Origin of the sequence: Pseudomonas sp. COR18 (assembly GCF_048568395.1) — a bacterium.
Taxonomy (GTDB): Bacteria; Pseudomonadota; Gammaproteobacteria; order Pseudomonadales; family Pseudomonadaceae; genus Aquipseudomonas; species Aquipseudomonas fuscovaginae_B.
In genome coordinates this window covers 4,644,321-4,663,581 of the sequence record NZ_CP183808.1, presented here as the reverse complement: position 1 = coordinate 4,663,581, position 19,261 = coordinate 4,644,321, and the positions used below count along the sequence as shown (strand labels likewise).

Here is a 19,261-nt window from a genome sequence, read left to right as displayed (position 1 = left end):
AGGGTTTTACAGCCCCTCCAGCTCCGCCATCAGGTCGCTCAGCCGATCGACCTTCTCCTCGCTGATCCCATCGGCCTGCAAACCGTCGATATAGCCGGCCAATTCCTCCACCGTGCTGCACTCGAACATCGCCCGCAACGGCACATTGCGCTGCAGGGTCTTTTGCACCCGCGACGCGATCTGCGTAGCCAGCAGCGAATGCCCGCCCAGCTCGAAGAAGTTGTCCCGCACACCGACCCGTTCGACCTTAAGCACCTCGGCCCAGATCGCCGCCAGCGTCTGCTCCAGCTCGTTGCGCGGTGCCAGGTAGTCCTGGCCCTGCAACTGGCCGATCTCCAGCGCCGGCAACAACCTGCGGTCGAGCTTGCCGTTGGCGTTGAGCGGCAGGCGCTCCAACCATAGCCAGTGCAGCGGCACCATGTATTCCGGCAGTTCGGCGCGCAGGCGCTGCTTGATCCGGTCGAGGCTGTCGGCCTGGCCCAGCGCCGAGTCGGTCGCCACCAGGTAGCCGACCAGATGCTTGCCGTTGACGCCCTCCTGGACACCCACCGCCGCTTCGCGAACTTCCGGCTGCTCGTGCAGACGCGCCTCGATTTCCCCCAGCTCGATCCGATAACCACGGATCTTCACCTGATGGTCGATCCGGCCGACGTACTCCAGCACGCCATCGCTACGCCGACGTGCCAGGTCGCCGGTGCGGTACAGCCGCTCGCCCGGCGCACCGAACGGGTTCGGGATGAACGCCTGAGCCGTGCGCAGCGGATCGCCGACATAACCGCGACCGACACCGGTGCCGGCCACGCACAACTCACCCACCGCCCCCAGCGGTACCAGTTCATCGGCACCGTCGAGCAGGTACAGGCGGTTGTTGTCGGTCGGCGTGCCGATCGGCAGGTAGCTGCCACGGGTCGAGGCCAGGTCGACGCGGAAGAATGCCACGTCGTCCGAACACTCCGCCGGGCCGTAGGCATTGACCAGCCCGACCTGTGGATAACGCAGCAGCCACTGATGCGCCAGTTCCGGCGGCATCGCTTCGCCGGTCGGCAGCATCCAGCGCAGGCCGTCGAGGCTGATGTGGTCCAGGGCCAGCATGCCCTGGATCAGTGACGGCACGCTTTCCAGCACGGTGATCCGTTGCTGCCGGACATGCTCGAGCAACCCTTGCGGATCATGGGCAATCGCATTCGGCACGATGTCCACCCGCGCCCCGAACAGCGGTGCGGCGAGGAACTGCCAGACCGAGATGTCGAAACTCTGCGAAGCGGTCTGGGCAATCACGTCCGACGGGGCCAGTTGCAGGTACGGCACCTTGCTCAACTGGTTGTTGAGCATGCCACGCTGCTCGACCATCACGCCCTTGGGCAGGCCGGTCGAACCCGAGGTGTAGATCACGTAGGCGAGGTTGTCCGGCCCACTGTGGATGCCCGGGTTGACCAGCGGGTACGCACCCTGCTGCACGTCTTCCCAGACCAGCAGTCGTGGCCGTTCGCCGTTCAGTTCCTGTAGCAGCGCCTCGGCCTGGGCACGGCAGGCTGCCGTGCAGACCAGCAACGGCGTGCGGCTCAGCTCGATGATCCGGCTCAGGCGCTGGCTCGGCAGGCCCGGGTCCAGCGGCAGGTAGCCGGCGCCGGCCTTGAAGCTGCCGACGATCATCCCCAGCAGATCCAGACCGCGCTCGGCCAGCAGCGCCACCGGCTGGTCGAGCGCGACCCCGGCGGCCATCAGGGCATGGCCCAGGCGGTTGGCGGCCTGGTTCAACTGCTCGTAGCTGAGCTGCCGGTCGAGACAGGTCGCGGCAATGCGTTGCGGGTGCGCGGCGACCTGCGCCTCGAACAACGCCACATAGCTGTGCTCCAACGGGTACTCACGGGCACTCTGGTTGCAACCCTCGAGCAGGAACTCGCGCTCCTCGGCCCCCAACAGCGGCAACTCGTCCATGTCGCCATGGAAACCCTCCACCAGCGCCAGCAGCAGGCGCTTGAACTCGCCCAGCAGGCGTTCGACGCTTTCGGCCTCGAAGTAACGCTGGTCGTAGGACAGGTGCAGCCCCAGGTCGTCGCCCGGGTAGCAGACCGCGGTCAACGGGAAGTTGGTGTGGGTACGCCCCGAGTCAGAGGTGGCGTTGAGGCTCTGCGCCCGGTCCAGCACCGAGACTTCCACCGGCGCGTTCTCGAACACGAACAGGCTGTCGAACAGCGGCTGGCCCTTGGGCAGCTCGCTCTGCTCCTGGATGGTCACCAGCGGCAGGTATTCGTATTCGCGCAGCTCCATGTTGCGCTCCAGCAGTCCGTGCAACCAGTCGCGCACGCTGCAGCCGGCACCCTCCTCCGGCAACTTCACCCGCAGCGCGATGCTGTTGATGAACAGGCCGACGGTGCGCTGCATCTGCGGCATCTCCACCGGACGCCCGGCCACGGTGACGCCGAACAGTACGTCGCGATCGCCGCTGAACCGGCGCAGGACCAGGGCCCAGGCCGCCTGGGCGAAGGTGTTGACTGTCAACTGGTGCTGCTGCGCCAGTTCCCGCAGGCGCGCGCCGTCACGCGGGTCGAGACGAGTGTAGCGGTCGCCCACCACCATGCCGCCGCTGTCGCCGGCGTGTTCACGCAGGAACGGTCGGTCGCTCGGGATCGGGGTGGCACGCTCGAAGCCCTGCAGGTTGCCTTTCCACCAGCGCCGGGCCTCGGCCAGGTCGCGGTGCTGCAGCCAGCCGATGTAGTCGCGGTAGCGCGGCGGCGGTGCCAGCTGCGCTTCACGACCTTCGCCCAGGGCGGTATAGATCTCGAAGAAGTCGTTCATCAGCAGCGAACGGCACCAGGCATCGATCAGGATATGGTGGTTGCTCATCATGAACCAGTAGCGCGCCTCCCCGACCTTGATCAGGCGCAGGTGGAAGGGCGCCTCGCGCAGCAGATCGAAACCGGCCTCGCGTTCGCTCTTGAGCAGTTGCTGCAGGCGCGGCTCCTGCCGTTGCTCGGCCTCGGCGCTCCAGTCCAGGTATTCGAACGGCGTGCCGCCGGGCTTGTGGATAACCTGCAGCATGTCCTCGCCGACGTTCCAGCAGAACGACGCACGCAAGGCTTCATGGCGGGCGATCACCGCCTGCCAGGCCTGGGCGAAACGCTGCGGGTCGAGTTCGCTGTTGATCCGGTAGCGGTCCTGCATGTAGTACAGGCCGGTCCCCGGCTCCAGCAGGGTGTGCAGCAGCAGGCCTTCCTGCATCGGCGTCAGCGGGTAGACGTCCTCGATCTGCGCGGCGGCCACCGGCAGCGTATCCAGCTGCGCCTGGGTCAGGCGGGCCAGCGGGAAGTCGGACGGAGTCAGGCCGCCGGCGTCGTCGCGCAGGCAGTGTTCGACCAGGCTGCCCAGTTCGCCCAGGTAGGCCTCGGCCAGTTCGGCGATGGTCGCATTGTCGAAGCGCTCGCGGCTGAAGGTCCAGCGCAGCACCAGCTCACCGCCGTAGACCTGGCTGTCGATGCTCAGTTCGTTGGGCAGGGGTGCCTCGGCGCCATGGGCTTCGCCCGCCGACTCTTCCAGCGGCCGGAACAGCGCCTCGTCGCCAAAACTCTGGTCGAACTGTCCCAGGTAGTTGAAAGTGACTGGCGCCAGCGGCAGGCTCGCCATCGCCTCACGCAGCGACGGCTCGGCCAGGTAGCGTAGCACGCCGTAGCCCAGGCCCTTGTGCGGCACGCCGCGCAGTTGCTCCTTGATCGCCTTGATCGAGTCGCCCTGCCCGGCCGCTTCCTCGATGTTCAGCGGCGTCAGGCGCACCGGGTAGGCGCTGGTGAACCAGCCGACGGTGCGGGTCAGATCGATTTCGTCGAACAGGGTCTCGCGGCCGTGGCCTTCCAGTTGTACCAGGGCCGAAGGCTGGCCGGTCCAGCGGCAGATAACCCGCGCCAGGGCGGTCAGCAGCAGGTCGTTGACCTGGGTACGGTAGGCGCTCGGCGCCTGTTGCAGCAGGGCCCGGGTGCGCGTCGCATCGAGACGCACGCTGACGGTTTCGGCATGTCGATTCTGCCGGCCGCCCTCAGGGCGTTCGCACGGCAGGTCGAGGGCCGGACCGGCCAACTGCGCCTGCCACAGCGCCAGCTCCTCACGCAGCGATTCACTGCCGGCATAAGCCTGCAGGCGGTTCGCCCAGTCGCGCAGGGAGCTGGTTTTCGCCGGCAGTTGCACCGCTTCGCCAGCCAGTACCTGGCGGTAGGCGTTCTGCAGGTCTTCCAGCAGCACGCGCCAGGACACACCGTCGACCACCAGGTGGTGAATCGCCAGGAGCAGACGTTGCTCGCCCTGCGGGCCCTCCACCAGCAACGCGCGCAACAGCGGCCCGTGTTGCAGGTCGAGGCTGCGTTGCACCTCGGTGAACAGCGCCGTGCACTGACTCAGCGCCGTGACCTGCACCTGTTGCAGCAGAGTGGCCTGGTCCGGCACGCGGTATTCGGCACGCCATTGGCCCGCCTCGACGGTGAAGCCCAGGCGCAGCGCATCATGATGCTCCAGCAGGGCCGCCAGAGCCTGCTCCAGGGCACGGGGTTCGAGGGCACGGACCGGCTCCAGCACCAGCGCCTGGTTCCAGTGCTGGCGTTCGGGGATGTCGCTGTCGAGGAACCAGTGCTGGATCGGCGTCAGGCTCGACTCGCCGCCGAGCAGGCCCTGTTCGGCCGTGATGCGCTCGCTGTAGGTCGCCACCGCCGCCAGGCTTTGCACGGTCTGGTGCTGGAACAGATCGCGTGGGCTGAAGTGAATGCCCAGTTGCCGCGCACGGCTGACCACCTGGATCGACAGGATCGAGTCGCCGCCCAGTTCGAAGAAGTTGTCATTCAGACCGACCTGGCCGACGTTCAGCACATCACGCCAGATACCGGCCAGGTGCTGCTCCAGCTCGTTGCTCGGCGCCACGTACTGCTGGCGGTTCAGCTCGGGGTCCGGTGCTGGCAGTGCCCGACGGTCGAGCTTGCCGTTGGCGGTCAGCGGCATGCTTTCCAGGAGGATCAGGTGAGCCGGTACCATGTAGTCCGGCAACTGGCTCTTGAGGTGCGCCTTGAGCGCTTCGCGCAGTTGCAACTGTTGCGCATCATCCTGCGCCGCAACGTCGCTGACCAGGTAGGCGGCCAGTTGCCTGCCGCCCGGCGCGTCCAGCGCCAGCACCACCGCCTCGCGAATCGCCGCGTGCTCCAGCAGGCGGTTTTCGATTTCCCCCAGCTCGATACGGAAACCACGGATCTTCACCTGGTGGTCGATCCGGCCCATGTATTCCACCAGGCCATCGGCCCGCTGGCGCACCAGGTCACCGGTGCGATACAGGCGCGCGCCCTCGGCACCGAACGGATCGGCGACGAAACGCTCGGCGGTGATCGCCGGACGCTGGTGATAACCGACGGCCAGGCCGGCCCCGCCCACATACAGTTCACCGGTGGCCCCCTGCGGGACCAGGGCCAGGTCGGCGTCGAGGATGTAAGCCACCCGCGCACCGACCACCGTACCGATCGGCACGCTGCCCGCGCCCTCTTCCAACTGCTGCGGTGCCAGACTGGCCAGTGGCATGACCACGGTCTCGGTCGGCCCGTAGGCGTTGAAAAACAGGCTCGGCTGGAACGCCGCGCGAATGCGTTGCAGGTGTTCGCCGGTCAGCGCCTCGCCGCCGGTGATGCACATGCGTACCGGCAGGATCTGCCCCTGGGTCGCCAGCCATTGGGCCAGTTGGCTGCCGTAGCTCGGGGTGAAACCGAGGATGTTGACCTGCTGCTGGCGGATCAGTTGGCAGATTTCCTCGGCGTCCCACTGGCCCTGGGCCCGCAGCACCACCCGGGCGCCGCTGAGCAACGGTACCAGCAGGCGCTCGGTGGCGGCGTCGAAGTTGATCGAATAGAAATGCAGTTCGCAGTCGTCCGGTTGCATGTCGAAACGACGGATCACCGCCTGGCAGTGCATGGCGATTTCGCCATGGGATACCACCACGCCCTTGGGCTTGCCGGTGGAGCCGGAGGTGTAGATCAGGTAGGCCTGGTGCTGCGGCAGGCTGATGAACGGTGGTTCCTCGGCCGGATAGCCGGCCAACGCCGGGCCATCCTCCTCCAGGCACCACTGCGCGACACCGGCCGGCAGCGGCCCCAGGGCCTCCAGCAGCGCACGGTGGCTCAACAGCAGGCCGACGCCGCTGTCCGCGATCATGTAGTGCAGGCGGTCCAGCGGGTATTCCGGGTCCAGCGGCACATAGGCGCCACCGGCCTTGAGGATCGCCAGCAGGCCGACCACCATCTCCAGCGAGCGCTCCAGCGCCAGGCCGACCCGCACCTGTGGGCCTACGCCTTGCTCACGCAGGCGCCAGGCCAGGCGGTTGGCCTGGGCATTGAGCTCGGCATAGCTGAGGGTCTGGCCGGCAAAAGTCAGTGCCGGCGCGTCGGGACGAGCCTCGGCCTGTTGCCGGAACAACTGATGGATGCACTGGTCGAGCCGCTGCTCGCCGGCTTCCGCCCCCAGGCTGGCGAACAGCGCCTGCTGCTCGTCGGCCTGCAACAGCGGCAACTCGCTCAGGCGCTGCTGCGGGTCACCGATCAGCGCCTCCAGCAGGTTGCGCCAGTGGGCGGCCATGCGGGCAATGCGCGGCTCGTCGAACAGGTCGGTGCTGTAGGTCAAGCAGCAGCCCAGGCGATGGTCGAGGTCGGTGACTTCCAGGTTGAGGTCGAACTTGGTCGCCCGGGCATCGTTGACCAGGTACTCGACGCGCATCTCGCCCAGGGTCCGGCTCTGCTGGAACTCCCAGCGCTGGACGTTGCACATCACCTGGAACAGCGGGTTGTAGGCGGCACTGCGCGGCGGCTGCAGGGCCTCCACCAGGTGGTCGAACGGCAGGTCCTGGTGGGACTGGCCTTCGATCACGGTGTGCCGGACCTGTTCGAGCAACTCGCCGACGCTCATCTGCCCGTCGAGCTGGCAGCGCAGCACCTGGGTGTTGAGGAAGGCGCCGATCAGCCCTTCGCTTTCCGGACGGATGCGGTTGGCCACCGGCGCGCCGATGCGCAGGTCAGTCTGGCCGCTGTAGCGGTAGAGCAGCACCGACAGCGCAGCGGTCATGGTCATGAACAGGGTCAGACCCTGCTGCGTGTTGAAGGCACGTACCCGGGCGGCCAGCTCGTCGCTGAGGTCGAAGCGGTACAGCTCGCCACGGTGGCTTTGCACTGGCGGCCGTGGGCGGTCGCTCGGCAGTTCGAGCAGCGGGTGTTCGTTGCCCAGTTGCGCAGTCCAGTAGTCCAGCTGACGCTGGCGCTCGCCGGACTCCAGCCACTGCCGTTGCCAGACGCTGTAGTCCAGGTACTGCACCGGCAACGGTGGCAGCGGCGACGGGCGTTGGTCGATGAAGGCCTCGTAGAGCGCGCTCAGTTCACGGGCGAAGATGTCCATCGCCCAGCCTTCGGTGACGATATGGTGCAGGGTCAGGACGAAATAGTGCTCCTGCTCTGCGGCCTTGACCAGGCAGGCCCGCAGCAGTGGCCCGGTCTCCAGGTTGAACGGCTGGTGCGCCTCGCTGTCGGCCAGCTGTTGCAGGCGTTGCTCACGCGCTTCACGGTCGAGGGCGGAGAAGTCCTTCCAGGCCAGGCGTACCGCGGTTTCGGCCGAAACCTGCTGGTGGGCCACACCGTTGCGGCTGGGGAAGGTGGTGCGCAGGGTTTCATGGCGCTGGATCAGCGCCTGCAACGCGGCCTCGAAGCAGGCAACATCGAGCACGCCGGTGAAGCGCGCCATACCGCCGACGTTGTAGGCCGGGCTGTCCGGCTCCATCTGCCAGAGGAACCACATGCGTTGCTGGGAGTAGGACAGCGGCACCGTCTGGCTGCGATCGACCAGGCCGATGGCCGCCTGCTGGTTGCGGCGGCCGGATGCCTGGAGCTGTTGCACCTGCTCGGCGAACGCGGCCAACTCCGGTGCCTCGAACAGCACCCGCAGCGGCAGCTCGACATCGCAGGCCTGGCGGGTACGGGAAATGATCTGGGTGGCCAGTAGCGAATGACCGCCAAGGGCAAAAAAATCGTCGCCCAGACCGACCTGCGGCTGGCCCAGCACTTCGCGCCAGATCGCAGCGATCTGCTGCTGCAGCGCAGTCACCGGCTCGATGTGTTCGCGCACCTGCCACTGCGGTTCCGGCAGGGCCTTGCGGTCCAGCTTGCCGCTGGGGCTCAGGGGCATTTCATCCAGGCGCAGCAGTTGCGCCGGCACCATGTACTCCGGCAGCTCGGCGGCCAGGGCAGCCTTGAGCGCAGCACTCTGCTGCTGTTCAGCCACCCTGCTGCCCGGGCTGGTGTAGTAGCCGATCAGTTGGGCACCGGCCAGCGTGTCGCGTACCAGCACCACGGCCTGGGTCACGCCTTCCAGCGCCAGCAGGCGCGCCTCGATTTCCTCGGGCTCGACACGGAAACCGCGCAGCTTGACCTGCTGGTCGAGGCGGCCGAGGTATTCCAGCACGCCATCGGCGGCCCAGCGCGCGCGGTCGCCGGTGCGGTACAGGCGTTCGCCGGCAGCGCCCAGCGGATCGGCGACGAAACGCTCGGCGGTCAGCCCGGCGCGACCCAGGTAGCCACGGGCCAGGCCGATCCCGCCGATGCACAGTTCGCCCGGCACACCGTTGGGCAGCGGATTCAGTTCGGCATCGAGCACCCGGCAGGTCACGTTGCCCAGCGGCCGGCCGATCGGCGAACGCTCGCCATCGCTCGCCTGGCAGTGCCAGTGAGTGACGTTGATCGCGGTTTCGGTCGGGCCATAGCGGTTGTGCAGTTGAACCTGTGGCAACTGCTCCAGTACCCGGTTGCGCAGCTCGGCCGGCAGCGCCTCGCCACCGCAGAACAGCCGGCGCAGGCTGGCGCACCGGGCCACCTGCGGCTCGTTGATGAACAGTTGCAGCAGCGGCGGCACGAAGTGCAGCGTGGTTACGCCGAAGGTCTGCACCAGTTGCGCGATGCGATAGGGATCGCGATGTTCGCCCGGGCCGGCGATGACCAGTTGGCAACCGGTGATCAGCGGCCAGAAGCACTCCCAGACCGAGACGTCGAAACTGATCGGCGCCTTCTGCATCAGCACGTCGCCGGCGTCCAGGGCGTAGGTCGCCTGCATCCATTGCAAGCGCTCGGCCAATGCCGCGTGGGTATTGCCGACGCCCTTGGGCTGGCCGGTGGAACCGGAGGTGTAGATCACGTAGGCGAGGTTGTCGCCGTGCAGGTGCAGGCCCGGCGCCTGGCTCGGCCAGTTGTCGAGCTTGAGCAGGTCCATCGCCACCGCGCTGACACCCGCCGCCACCGGCAGGCTGTCAAGCAGGTGGCTCTGGGTCAGCAGCAGTTCGACGCCGCTGTCGGCGAGCATGTAGGCCAGGCGCTCGCGCGGGTAGTCCGGGTCCAGCGGCACATAGGCACCGCCAGCCTTGATGATCGCCAGCAGGCCGATCAGCAGTTGCGGCGAACGCTCGGCGGCGATGGCCACCCGCACATCCGGGCCGACGCCCTTGTCGCGAAGGTAGTGGGCCAGGCGGTTGGCCTGGGCATGCAGTTCGGCGAAGTCGAGGCGGCCTCCGTCCCAGACCAGGGCGGTACGCTGCGGGGTCAGTTGTGCCTGGCGGTTGAGCAGTTCCGGCAGCCACTCGACGGCCGGGGTGCAGGGAGCGACACCCCACGCGGCCTGCTGCTCACGCTCAGTGGCGGTCAACAGTTGCAGGTCACCGATAGCCTGCTCCGGCTGGCGGGTGACCTGTTGCAGCAGGCTGACAAAATGCTCGGCCAGACGGGCGATGGTCGCCTCGTCGAACAACTCGTCGGCGTAGTCGAAGGCCAGGCTCAGGCGGCCGCTGCGATCTTCCTCGCTGTGCAGTTGCAGGTCGAACTTGGCTTCGCGGCTGTGCCACGGCAACTCGTCGGCGAGCAGCCCCGGCAACCGACGCAAGGCGCCCAGGTCGCGCTGCTGGTGGTTGAACATGACCTGGAACAGGCCCTGCTCGCGCGCCTCGGGGAAGGCTTCGAGCAGTTGCTCGAACGGCAGGTCCTGGTTGGCCTGGGCGTCGAGGGTGGCCTGGCGGGTCTGCGCTAGCAGTTCGACGAACGGCAACCGCGCCTCCAGCCCGGCGCGCAGTACCAGGGTATTGATGAAGAAACCGATCAGCCCCTGGGTTTCCAGGCGCGGACGGTTGGCGCTCGGCACACCGATGCGGATGTCGCGATGGCCGCTGTAGCGGAACAGCAGGCTCTGGAACGCCGACAGCAGCAGCATGAAAGGCGTCGACTCGCAGGCCTGGGCGGTCTGGCACACCGCCGCGCTGAGGGCGGCATCCAGGCGCAGGTTCAGGCGCGCTGCACTGTGACGCTTCTGTGCCGAACGCGGGTGGTCGGTAGCCAGGTCGAGGCGCGGCAACTCACCGTCCAGTTGCTCTTTCCAGTACGCCAGTTGCCGCCGGCTTTCGCCCTGGGCCAGCCACTGGCGCTGCCAACTGCCATAGTCGGCGTATTGCAACGGCAACGGGGCCAGTTCGGCCACCTGGCCCTGGGCTGCGGCCGCGTACAGTCGGGCAAATTCGTCAATCAGGATATTCAGCGACCAGCCGTCGGCGATGATGTGGTGCATCGTCACCAGCAACTGGTGCTCCTGGTCGTCCAGGCGAACCAGGGTCACCCACAACAGCGGGCCCTTCTCCAGGTCGAATTGGGTACGCGCCTCATCCTCGCGGATCTGCCGGGCACGGGCTTCGCGCTGGTCCGCCGGCAGGTCGCCGAGGTCGATCAGTTGCAGGTCGAACGTGGCGCTGGCGTCGATGCGCTGCATGGCCTGGCCATCGTGCTCGTAGAAGCGGGTACGCAGGGACTCGTGGCGTTCGATCAGTCGCTCGAAGCTGCTGCGCAGCGCCGCCTCATCCAGCTCGCCACGCAGGCGCAGGGCACCGGGAATGGTGTAGGCGCTGCTCTGCGGGTCCAGTTGCCAGAGGAACCACAGGCGGTTCTGCGCCAGGGACTGCGGCAGCTCCTGGCTGCGCGACAGTTGCACGATGGTACCTTGGGCCGCGCCGCCATCCTGTTGCTGGCGGGCCACCTGGGCGGCAAAGGCCCCCAGGGTCGGCGCCTCGAACAGCAGGCGCAGGTTCAGCTCGATGCCCAGCGCTTCACGCAGGCGAGCGACCACCTGGGTGGCGAGGATCGAGTTGCCGCCCAGCAGGAAGAAATGGTCGTCGGCCGCGACCTTGTCCACTTGCAGCTGTTCCTGCCAGATCCGCCCGATCAGCGCCTGCAGCTCATCGACCACGGTCTCGGAAACTTCGTCCGACGCAGCAGCCTGGTCGGGAAACAGTGCGTAGCTGTCGAGGCTGCCGTCAGCCAGCCGGTTGCGGCAGGCCGAACGCTGCAGCTTGCCACTGGAGGTTTTCGGCAAGGCGCCCGGATTGAGCAGGACCACCACACTCGGCGCTTCCTGGTAGGCCTCGGCCACCGCCTGACGGATGAGCTTGATCAACGCGTCGGCGGGCAGAATCTTCTGCACGCTGCGGCTGATTTCCGCGGCGATGCCGATGCCGTCCTGGCCATCGCGGGTCACGGCAAAAGCGGCGACGCGGCCCTTGCGCACCACGTCCACCTCACGTTCGATGGTCTGCTCGATGTCCTGGGGGTACAGGTTGTGCCCACGCACGATCAGCATGTCCTTCAGACGTCCGGTGATGAACAGCTCGCCCTCGCGCATGAAGCCAAGGTCACCGGTGCGCAGCCAGGTCCGCCCCTCGTGCTGGACGAAGGTCTTGGCCGAGGCCTCGGGGTTGCGCCAGTAGCCGTGGGCGATACTCGGGCCGGCGGCCCAGACTTCGCCGACGGCGTTTTCGCCGAGCACCTGCAGGCTGCCCGGTTCGACCACCCGCACCGCATGCTCGGGCTGGCTGCTGCCGCAACTCATGATCGGGCTGCCATCGCCCGGTTGCACACGGTTCTGCGCCAGCGCCGCTTCATCGACCCGCAGCGCGGGAATGCCCTGGCCACGCTGGCCACCGGCGACGAACAGGGTGGCTTCGGCCAGGCCGTAGGAAGCGAAGTAACTCTGCTCGCTGAAGCCACAGGGGGCGAACTTCTCGGCGAAACGCTCCAGGGTATCGAGGCGGATCGGCTCGGAGCCGGAGTACGCCACCCGCCAGCCGCTGAGGTCGAGCCGCGCCAGGGCGGTTTCGCTGACCCGCTCGCTGCACAGGCGGTAGGCGAAGTCCGGGCCGCCGCTGATGGTGCCGCCGTATTCGCTGATCGCCTCCAGCCAGCGCAGCGGTCGACCAAGGAAGTAGGCCGGCGACATCAATACGCACGGCACGCCGCTGAAGATCGGCTGCAGCAGCCCGCCGATCAGGCCCATGTCGTGGTACAGCGGCAGCCAGCTGACGATCACGTCGTCGGGATTGAGGTCGATGCCGAAGCCATGGCGGATCAGCACCTCGTTGGCGACCAGGTTGCCGTGGCTGACCTGCACGCCCTTGGGCATCGCGGTGGAACCGGAGGTGTACTGCAGGAAAGCGATGTCGTCCGGCTGCACGCCGGCGTCACGCCAGTTGTCGGCCAGCGCGCTGTCGAGGGTGTCGACGCACAGCAGGCGTGGCGCATCGGCGGCCGACAGCTCGTCCATCTGCAGCAACGGTTCGCGCAGGTCGGCGCTGGTCAGCACCAGGCGCGGCTCGGCATCGGCGATGATCGACAGCAGCCGCTCCTGGTGATGACGACGGCTCGACTCCGGCGGATAGGCCGGCACGGCGATCACTCCGGCGTACAGGCAACCGAAGAACGCCGCGACATAGTCCGGGCCGCTGGGAAACAACAGGACCGCCCGATCCCCCAGTTGCGCATTGGCCTGCAGGGCGGCGGCGATGGTCCGTGCCCGCAGGTCGAGGTCGCGGTAACTGAGGACCGCGCCCTGCTCCTTGTCTTCGGCGAGAAACCGCAGCGCCAGTCGGTCCGGGGTCTGCAGTGCACGGCGCTGAAGGGCCTGGGCCAGGGTGTTGGGGAGTTCGAACGCGTCAATCATGGGGATTCCTGCCTGGAGTCGGCCAGGCTCTGTACGAAATGTATCTGCGCTCACCCAGGCTGCGTTGAAAACCGGCTCGGAGTGTTCATTGACTCCAGTCAATTGCGCTCGCCGGTTTTCGCCTTGCCTGGCCTTCACTCGAAAACATTTCCCACAGGCCCTAGCAAATGGGATTCGTGGAAAAGGCTGCGCCCGCGGCGCAGCAGGGGCGTCAGCTGGCGGCCTGGGCCAACTGGCGGGCCGCACTGTTGCGCCAGCGCGACAGGTGCCCATCGGCATAGCGGCGCAGGTGACGCAACAGGGCGGTTTCCTGATCGATCAGGTAGAAGTGGTGCCCCTCGAACATGTCCAGGGAAAAACCGGTGGTGGTTTCCACCTGCCAGTCGAGCAGTTCGTCGGTCCGCACACTGTCCTGCCTGCCGCCGAACACGTGGATCGGCATCGCCAGCGGTTCGCGGGTGCCGTACCGGAAACTGCCGCACAACAGGAAGTCGGCGCGCAAGATCGGCAGCATCAGTTGCATCAGGTCGTGGTTGGCCAGCGTCTCTTCGGTCGTCCCCTTGAGCTCGCGCAAGCGCGCCATCAGTTGCTCGTCGGTCCTGGCCTGGGCGTATTCGCTGACATCGCGCCGCGAGGGCCCGGCAGTGGCCGAAGTGAACAGCGACAGTGGCGCCGGCAACCCACGTGAACGCAGCACGTGAGCCAGTTCGAAGGCCAGCAGGCCGCCCAGGCTATGGCCGAACAACGCATAGGGACCCTCCAGTTCCGCGGCGATTTCATCCGCCAACTGGTTGGCCAGCCGCACGATGTCGCTCTGCAGTGGTTCGTTCATGCGCATGCCGCGACCGGGCAACTCCAGCGGCCGTATCTGCAGCCACTGCGGCATATGACGGCGCCAGCGGCTGTAGACCATGGCACTGGCGCCGGAATAAGGCAGACAGAACAGGCGAAGGCTCAGGGAGGTGCTCATGCCCAGCCACCGTTGCGATTAACCATTGCGCCCTCCTCACGGGTCTCGATCCTTGACCGGGTCGCTCGCCCGGCCTGTCAACTGAGAACGGATGGCAATGGCAAATAATTAGTCCCCGGCGTTGCGCCGACGACGAGTACGTCAGGGCCGAAAAAGTGCGTCATGATCCAGTAACGCACTACGAGGCATCATTAGTTCTACTTCTCAATTGACAATCATTATCATTAAGCATAATTTGTCGCTCGATGTGTAGCCAGACGCCTACAGGCGCTCGGCCTACGACCTATTCGAAACAAGGTGATTTCCATGACGGAACAAGTATCCACAAGCAGGTGTGATTCACCGTTACTCCAGGCGTTTGTCGACAACCGCCTGATTCTGGTCAAGATCGCCGCGCGCATCACCGGCTGCCGGTCGCGCGCCGAAGACGTGGTACAGGACGCGTTTTTCCGCCTGCAGTCCGCACCGCAGATCACGTCGTCGTTCAAGGCCCAGCTCAGCTACCTGTTCCAGATCGTGCGCAACCTGGCGATCGACCACTATCGCAAGCAGGCTCTGGAACTGAAGTATGCGGGCCCGGAAGAGGAAGGCTTGAATGTGGTCATCCACGGTGCTTCGCCAGAAACCTCGCACATCAACTTCTCGACGCTGGAACACATCGCCGACGCGCTGACCGAGCTGCCGCAGCGCACCCGCTACGCGTTCGAGATGTATCGCCTGCACGGCGTGCCGCAGAAGGACATCGCCAAGGAACTGGGCGTCTCGCCAACCCTGGTGAACTTCATGATTCGCGATGCGCTGGTGCATTGCCGCAAGGTCTCGGCCCACCGCAGCGACCACCTCGCCCGGCGCTGACCCGCGCCACCACGGCCCGGGAGTCCCACCTCATCAGAGGTGGCGATTGACCGCATTGGTCGTGGGCATCACCTCGATCCGATAGGGCTGGAAGATCTTCAGCAACTCCCCATTGCCGCGCAGGCGTTCCAGCAACTGGCTGAACGCCTCGCCACTGATCGGCGCCTTCGGCCGCAACAACGCATAGTGGTGGTAGACCTGATCGATCCGGTCGGAAATCAGCAACTCCTTGGCCGTGCCCGGATTGCGGCTCAGGTAGTCGAACAGATACGAGCGCGTCACCAGTGCGATGTCCGCGCGCCCGCGCAACACCATCAACAGGTTGCTGTCGTGCGAGTAGGTCAACGTCGCATTGTAGGTCTCGGCCAGGTACTTGGGATCGGCATTGAACTGCGCGAACTCGTAGTGATAGCCACTGAACAACGCCAGCCGCTTGCCCTTGAGATCGGCGAAATAGCCCTGGCCGCGATCCGGCCTGCGCTGGGCGACGAACACCTCGGCATCCTCCAGACCCATGTCGACATTGACATGGGCGATGTCCTTCCAGCCCCACTCCGGATTCTCGAAGATCGCCATGTCGGTGCGGCCATCCTCGAAATCGCGAAAGCGCCGGGGAATCGAGGTCGGCACCAGCACGAAGTGATAGTCACTCTGCAGGGCATTGAGGGCTTCGGCCAGAAGTGGCAGCGCGCCAGTATCGACGCCCTGCTCAGGTCGAATGGTATAGGGAGGGAAGTGGGCGGCGCCGATCCTGACTTCCTGCGCCGCCGAGACCGGCTGGACCATCAGCAAGCCCAGCGCCAACCCTAGAACCCGGAACGCCGTCCGTACTGGCGAAAGCTTCAAGACCAACCACCTCGGAATAAATATCGTTGTTATCACTAAGCTAGGCGCTTTTGTTCACTTAGACAACTTCACGCCGGTGAATTAATCACTTGCACAACACGCACTTAGCTGTCCTTGAGAATCAATGCCAAAGCCTCATCGGCCAGCTGGTCCAGGGTCAGGCTGCCCTGGGGGCGAAACCAGGTGGTGGTCCAGGACAGGGCGCCGGTCAGAAAGCGCCGGACAATGAACACATCACCCTTGATATAGCCGGCATCGCGGGCCTCGCCGAGCACCTGCAGCCAGATCTGCTCATAGATATCGCGCAGCGCCAGGACCTTGGCCTGGGCCAGCGGCGAGAGTGAGCGCCACTCGTAGACCAGCACCGCCATGGCCTCGCCGGTACCGCCCATGATCGACTGCAACTCGCAGCGGATCAGCGCCAGGACCCGCTCGCGCACGGTGCCGGCCTCGGCCAGGGACGCCCGCATCAGCGCGGTGTTGTAGAGGATGGTTTCCTCCATCACAGCCCGCAGGATCTCGTCCTTGCTCTTGAAGTGATGAAAGATGCTGCCGGACTGGATGCCGATGGCACTGGCCAGGTCACGCACCGTGGTGCGCTCGTAACCCTTGTTGCGAAACAGATGCGCGGCGGTTTGCAGCAGCTTGCCACGGGCGCTGTCCGGATCGGTCAGTTGCCCCGCCTGCACCAGATCCCCCATGACCTGCTGGGCTTGTTGCTCGTTCACGGCATTCTCCTCAATTCTGGTACACGCCCGGAAACCGGGAGGTTGCGCGCGCAATTTAAGCCGACAGAGGCGCCCAAGCAAGCGCTTGGGGCAAACTGGCGAACGGGGTTTACAAACCAAGCGCTTGCTTGGTAGCCTCGCTCCACCTCTTGCGGAGATCGTGCGAATGAACAGAACGGTTCGTGTCGGTTGTGCCAGTGCCTTCTGGGGCGATACCTCCACCGCCGCGCAGCCACTGGTGGAGCACGGCAGGCTGGACTACCTGGTGTTCGACTACCTGGCGGAGATCACCATGTCGATCCTGGCCGGGGCACGCATGAAGGATCCCCAGGCCGGTTACGCCACGGACTTCGTCGAGGTGCTCGAACCGCTGCTCGGAGATATCGCCCGACAGGGGATCCGCGTCATCAGCAACGCTGGCGGGGTCAACCCGCAGGCCTGCGCCGCCGCGTTGCAGCAGGCCTGTGACAGGGCCGGTGTGCCCTTGAAGATCGCCGTGCTGCTGGGTGACGACCTGCAACCGAAATCCCGGCAACTGGCCGCCGATGGCATCACCGAAATGTTCAGCGGCGCGCCCCTGCCAACGATGTGCGTCTCCATCAACGCCTACCTGGGCGCACCGGGCATCGTCGAGGCCCTGCGCCTGGGCGCGGACATCGTGATCACCGGACGGGTGGTGGACAGCGCAGTGGTCAGCGCGGCTCTGGTGCATGAATTCGGCTGGGCCTGGGACGACTACGACAAGCTGGCCCAGGCGGCGCTGGCCGGGCATATCATCGAATGCGGCGCCCAATGTACCGGCGGCAACTTCACCGACTGGCGCGACGTGCCGGACTACGAACATATCGGTTTCCCGATCGTCGAGGTTGGTGCCGATGGCGACTTTCTGGTGAGCAAGCCGGAGGGCTCCGGCGGACTGGTTTCACCGCTGAGCGTCGGCGAGCAACTGCTGTACGAAATCGGCGACCCACGGGCCTACCGGCTGCCGGATGTGATCTGCGACTTCACCCGGGTGAGCCTGGTCCAGCGGGCCGAGAACGTCGTCGCCGTACAGGGTGCCAGGGGCCTGCCGCCCACCGGGCAGTACAAGGTCAGCGCCACCTGGGCCGATGGTTTCCGCTGCACCGCCAGTTGCCTGATCGCCGGCATCGATGCCGTGGACAAGGCCCGCCGCGTCAGCCAGGCAATCATCGACAAGACCTCGCAGATGTTCCAGCTACGCGGTTGGGCCCCCTACAGCGAGGTGAACATCGAACTGCTGGGCAGCGAGGCCAGCTACGGCCCCCATGGCCAACGCCAGGACAGCCGCGAAGTGGTGATCAAGCTCGCCGTGCGCCATCCGAGCAAGCAGGCGCTGATCCTGTTCTCCCGGGAAATCGCCCAGGCTGCCACGGGCATGGCGCCGGGCCTGACCGGGATCGTCGGTGGCCGGCCGACGGTGTACCCGCTGATCCGGCTGTTTTCGTTCCTGGTCGACAAGCAGATCTGCGAGCTGGGCGTGCGTATCGGTGAACAGACGCACCCGTGCGCCCTGCCCGTGCTGCCGGCCTTCGAGCCGTCCGGAATTGCCGAAGATCTCCCGCCGCCCCTGCCGCAAGGCCCGGCCGAGGCCAGCGTGCCGCTGGTCCGGCTGGCGGTGGCCCGCTCCGGCGACAAGGGCAATCACAGCAACATCGGCGTCATGGCCCGGCGCCCGGAATACCTGCCGTGGATTGCCGCGGCGCTGACCCCGGCCGCGGTCGTCGACTGGATGGGCCACGTGCTCGACCCTCTGCTCGGGCGCGTCGAACGCTGGTACCTGCCCGGCAGCCACAGCCTGAATTTCCTCCTGGAAAACGCCCTGGGCGGTGGCGGAGTCGCCAGCCTGCGCATCGACCCGCAGGGCAAGGCCTTTGCCCAGCAACTGCTGGAATACCCGATCGCCGTACCGCAACAGCTTGCCGACCAACTTGCCTGAGGGACCGTGACCGTGGCCTATGCTTCCGTGTTCAAACCCGATCTATTCAAGGGCCAGACGATCCTGGTCACCGGTGGCGGCAGCGGTATCGGCCGCTGCACCGCCCACGAACTGGCGGCCCTCGGCGCCCGCGTGCTGCTGGTGGGGCGCAGGGCGGAAAAACTGCAACAGGTCGCTGCCGAGATCGTCGAAGATGGCGGCAGCGCGGCCTGGCAAAACTGTGATATCCGTGACGAGGACGCCGTGAAGCAGTTGGTCGCCGAGATGATTTCCGAACATGGCCCGATCCATGGGCTGGTCAACAATGCCGGCGGCCAATACCCGGCACCCCTGGCCTCGATCAACCAGAAAGGCTTCGAGACCGTGCTGCGCACCAACCTGGTCGGCGGCTTCCTGGTGGCCCGGGAGGTCTTCAACCAGTCCATGAGCCGCCAGGGTGGCAGCATTGTGAACATGCTCGCCGACATGTGGGGCGGCATGCCCGGCATGGGCCACTCCGGTGCCGCCCGCGCCGGCATGGACAATTTCACCAAGACCGCCGCCTTCGAGTGGGGCCACGCCGGGGTGCGGGTCAATGCCGTCGCGCCGGGCTGGATCGCCTCAAGCGGCATGGACACCTACGAGGGAGCGTTCAGGCAGATCATCCCGACCCTGCGCGAGCATGTGCCACTCAAGCGCATCGGCACCGAATCGGAAGTCAGCGCGGCGATCGTCTTCCTGCTCAGCCCGGCGGCCGCCTTCATCAGCGGCACCACCCTGCGCATCGACGGCGCCGCCAGCCTCGGCAGCCGTGCCTGGCCCTTGTCACCGGCGCGCAACAGCGAGTCGTACAACGGTTTCCATCGGGCCTACCTGCCGGATGTGCTCAAGGACAAGGAGTGAACC

At 66.3% G+C, this 19,261-nt stretch carries 7 protein-coding genes; 3 read left to right on the top strand and 4 right to left on the bottom strand.

The window, feature by feature from the left end; all coding sequences use genetic code 11:
• Positions 1 to 6: 6 nt before the first annotated feature.
• Positions 7 to 13,020, bottom strand: coding sequence for a non-ribosomal peptide synthetase (locus ACM62G_RS21520; protein ID WP_419735499.1), 13,014 nt, complete (start codon positions 13,018 to 13,020; stop codon positions 7 to 9).
• A gap of 211 nt (positions 13,021 to 13,231) precedes the next feature.
• Positions 13,232 to 13,990, bottom strand: coding sequence for a thioesterase II family protein (locus tag ACM62G_RS21515; RefSeq protein ID WP_419735498.1), 759 nt, complete (start codon positions 13,988 to 13,990; stop codon positions 13,232 to 13,234).
• Positions 13,991 to 14,296: 306 nt separating this feature from the next.
• On the opposite strand from ACM62G_RS21515, the gene ACM62G_RS21510 reads away from it, so the two are divergent.
• Positions 14,297 to 14,845, top strand: coding sequence for an RNA polymerase factor sigma-70 (locus ACM62G_RS21510; RefSeq protein ID WP_054057587.1), 549 nt, complete (start codon positions 14,297 to 14,299; stop codon positions 14,843 to 14,845).
• A 33-nt stretch (positions 14,846 to 14,878) separates the two neighbouring features.
• On the opposite strand, the gene ACM62G_RS21505 is transcribed toward ACM62G_RS21510, so the two are convergent.
• The gene (locus ACM62G_RS21505) at positions 14,879 to 15,631 is read right to left on the bottom strand and encodes a substrate-binding periplasmic protein (protein WP_192842677.1); all 753 of its coding nucleotides are present in this window, start codon (positions 15,629 to 15,631) and stop codon (positions 14,879 to 14,881) included.
• Between the two features lie 164 nt (positions 15,632 to 15,795).
• Positions 15,796 to 16,419, bottom strand: a complete 624-nt coding sequence (locus ACM62G_RS21500; RefSeq protein WP_419735497.1) for a TetR/AcrR family transcriptional regulator — start codon at positions 16,417 to 16,419, stop codon at positions 15,796 to 15,798.
• A gap of 166 nt (positions 16,420 to 16,585) precedes the next feature.
• Here ACM62G_RS21500 and ACM62G_RS21495 point away from each other — a divergent pair, with 166 nt between their 5' ends.
• Positions 16,586 to 18,376 (top strand): acyclic terpene utilization AtuA family protein, encoded by a 1,791-nt coding sequence (locus ACM62G_RS21495; RefSeq protein ID WP_419735496.1) that lies wholly within the window; start codon positions 16,586 to 16,588, stop codon positions 18,374 to 18,376.
• Positions 18,377 to 18,388: 12 nt separating this feature from the next.
• Complete coding sequence (locus ACM62G_RS21490) at positions 18,389 to 19,258, top strand: SDR family oxidoreductase (RefSeq protein WP_419735495.1); 870 nt, start codon at positions 18,389 to 18,391, stop codon at positions 19,256 to 19,258.
• Positions 19,259 to 19,261 lie beyond the last annotated feature (3 nt).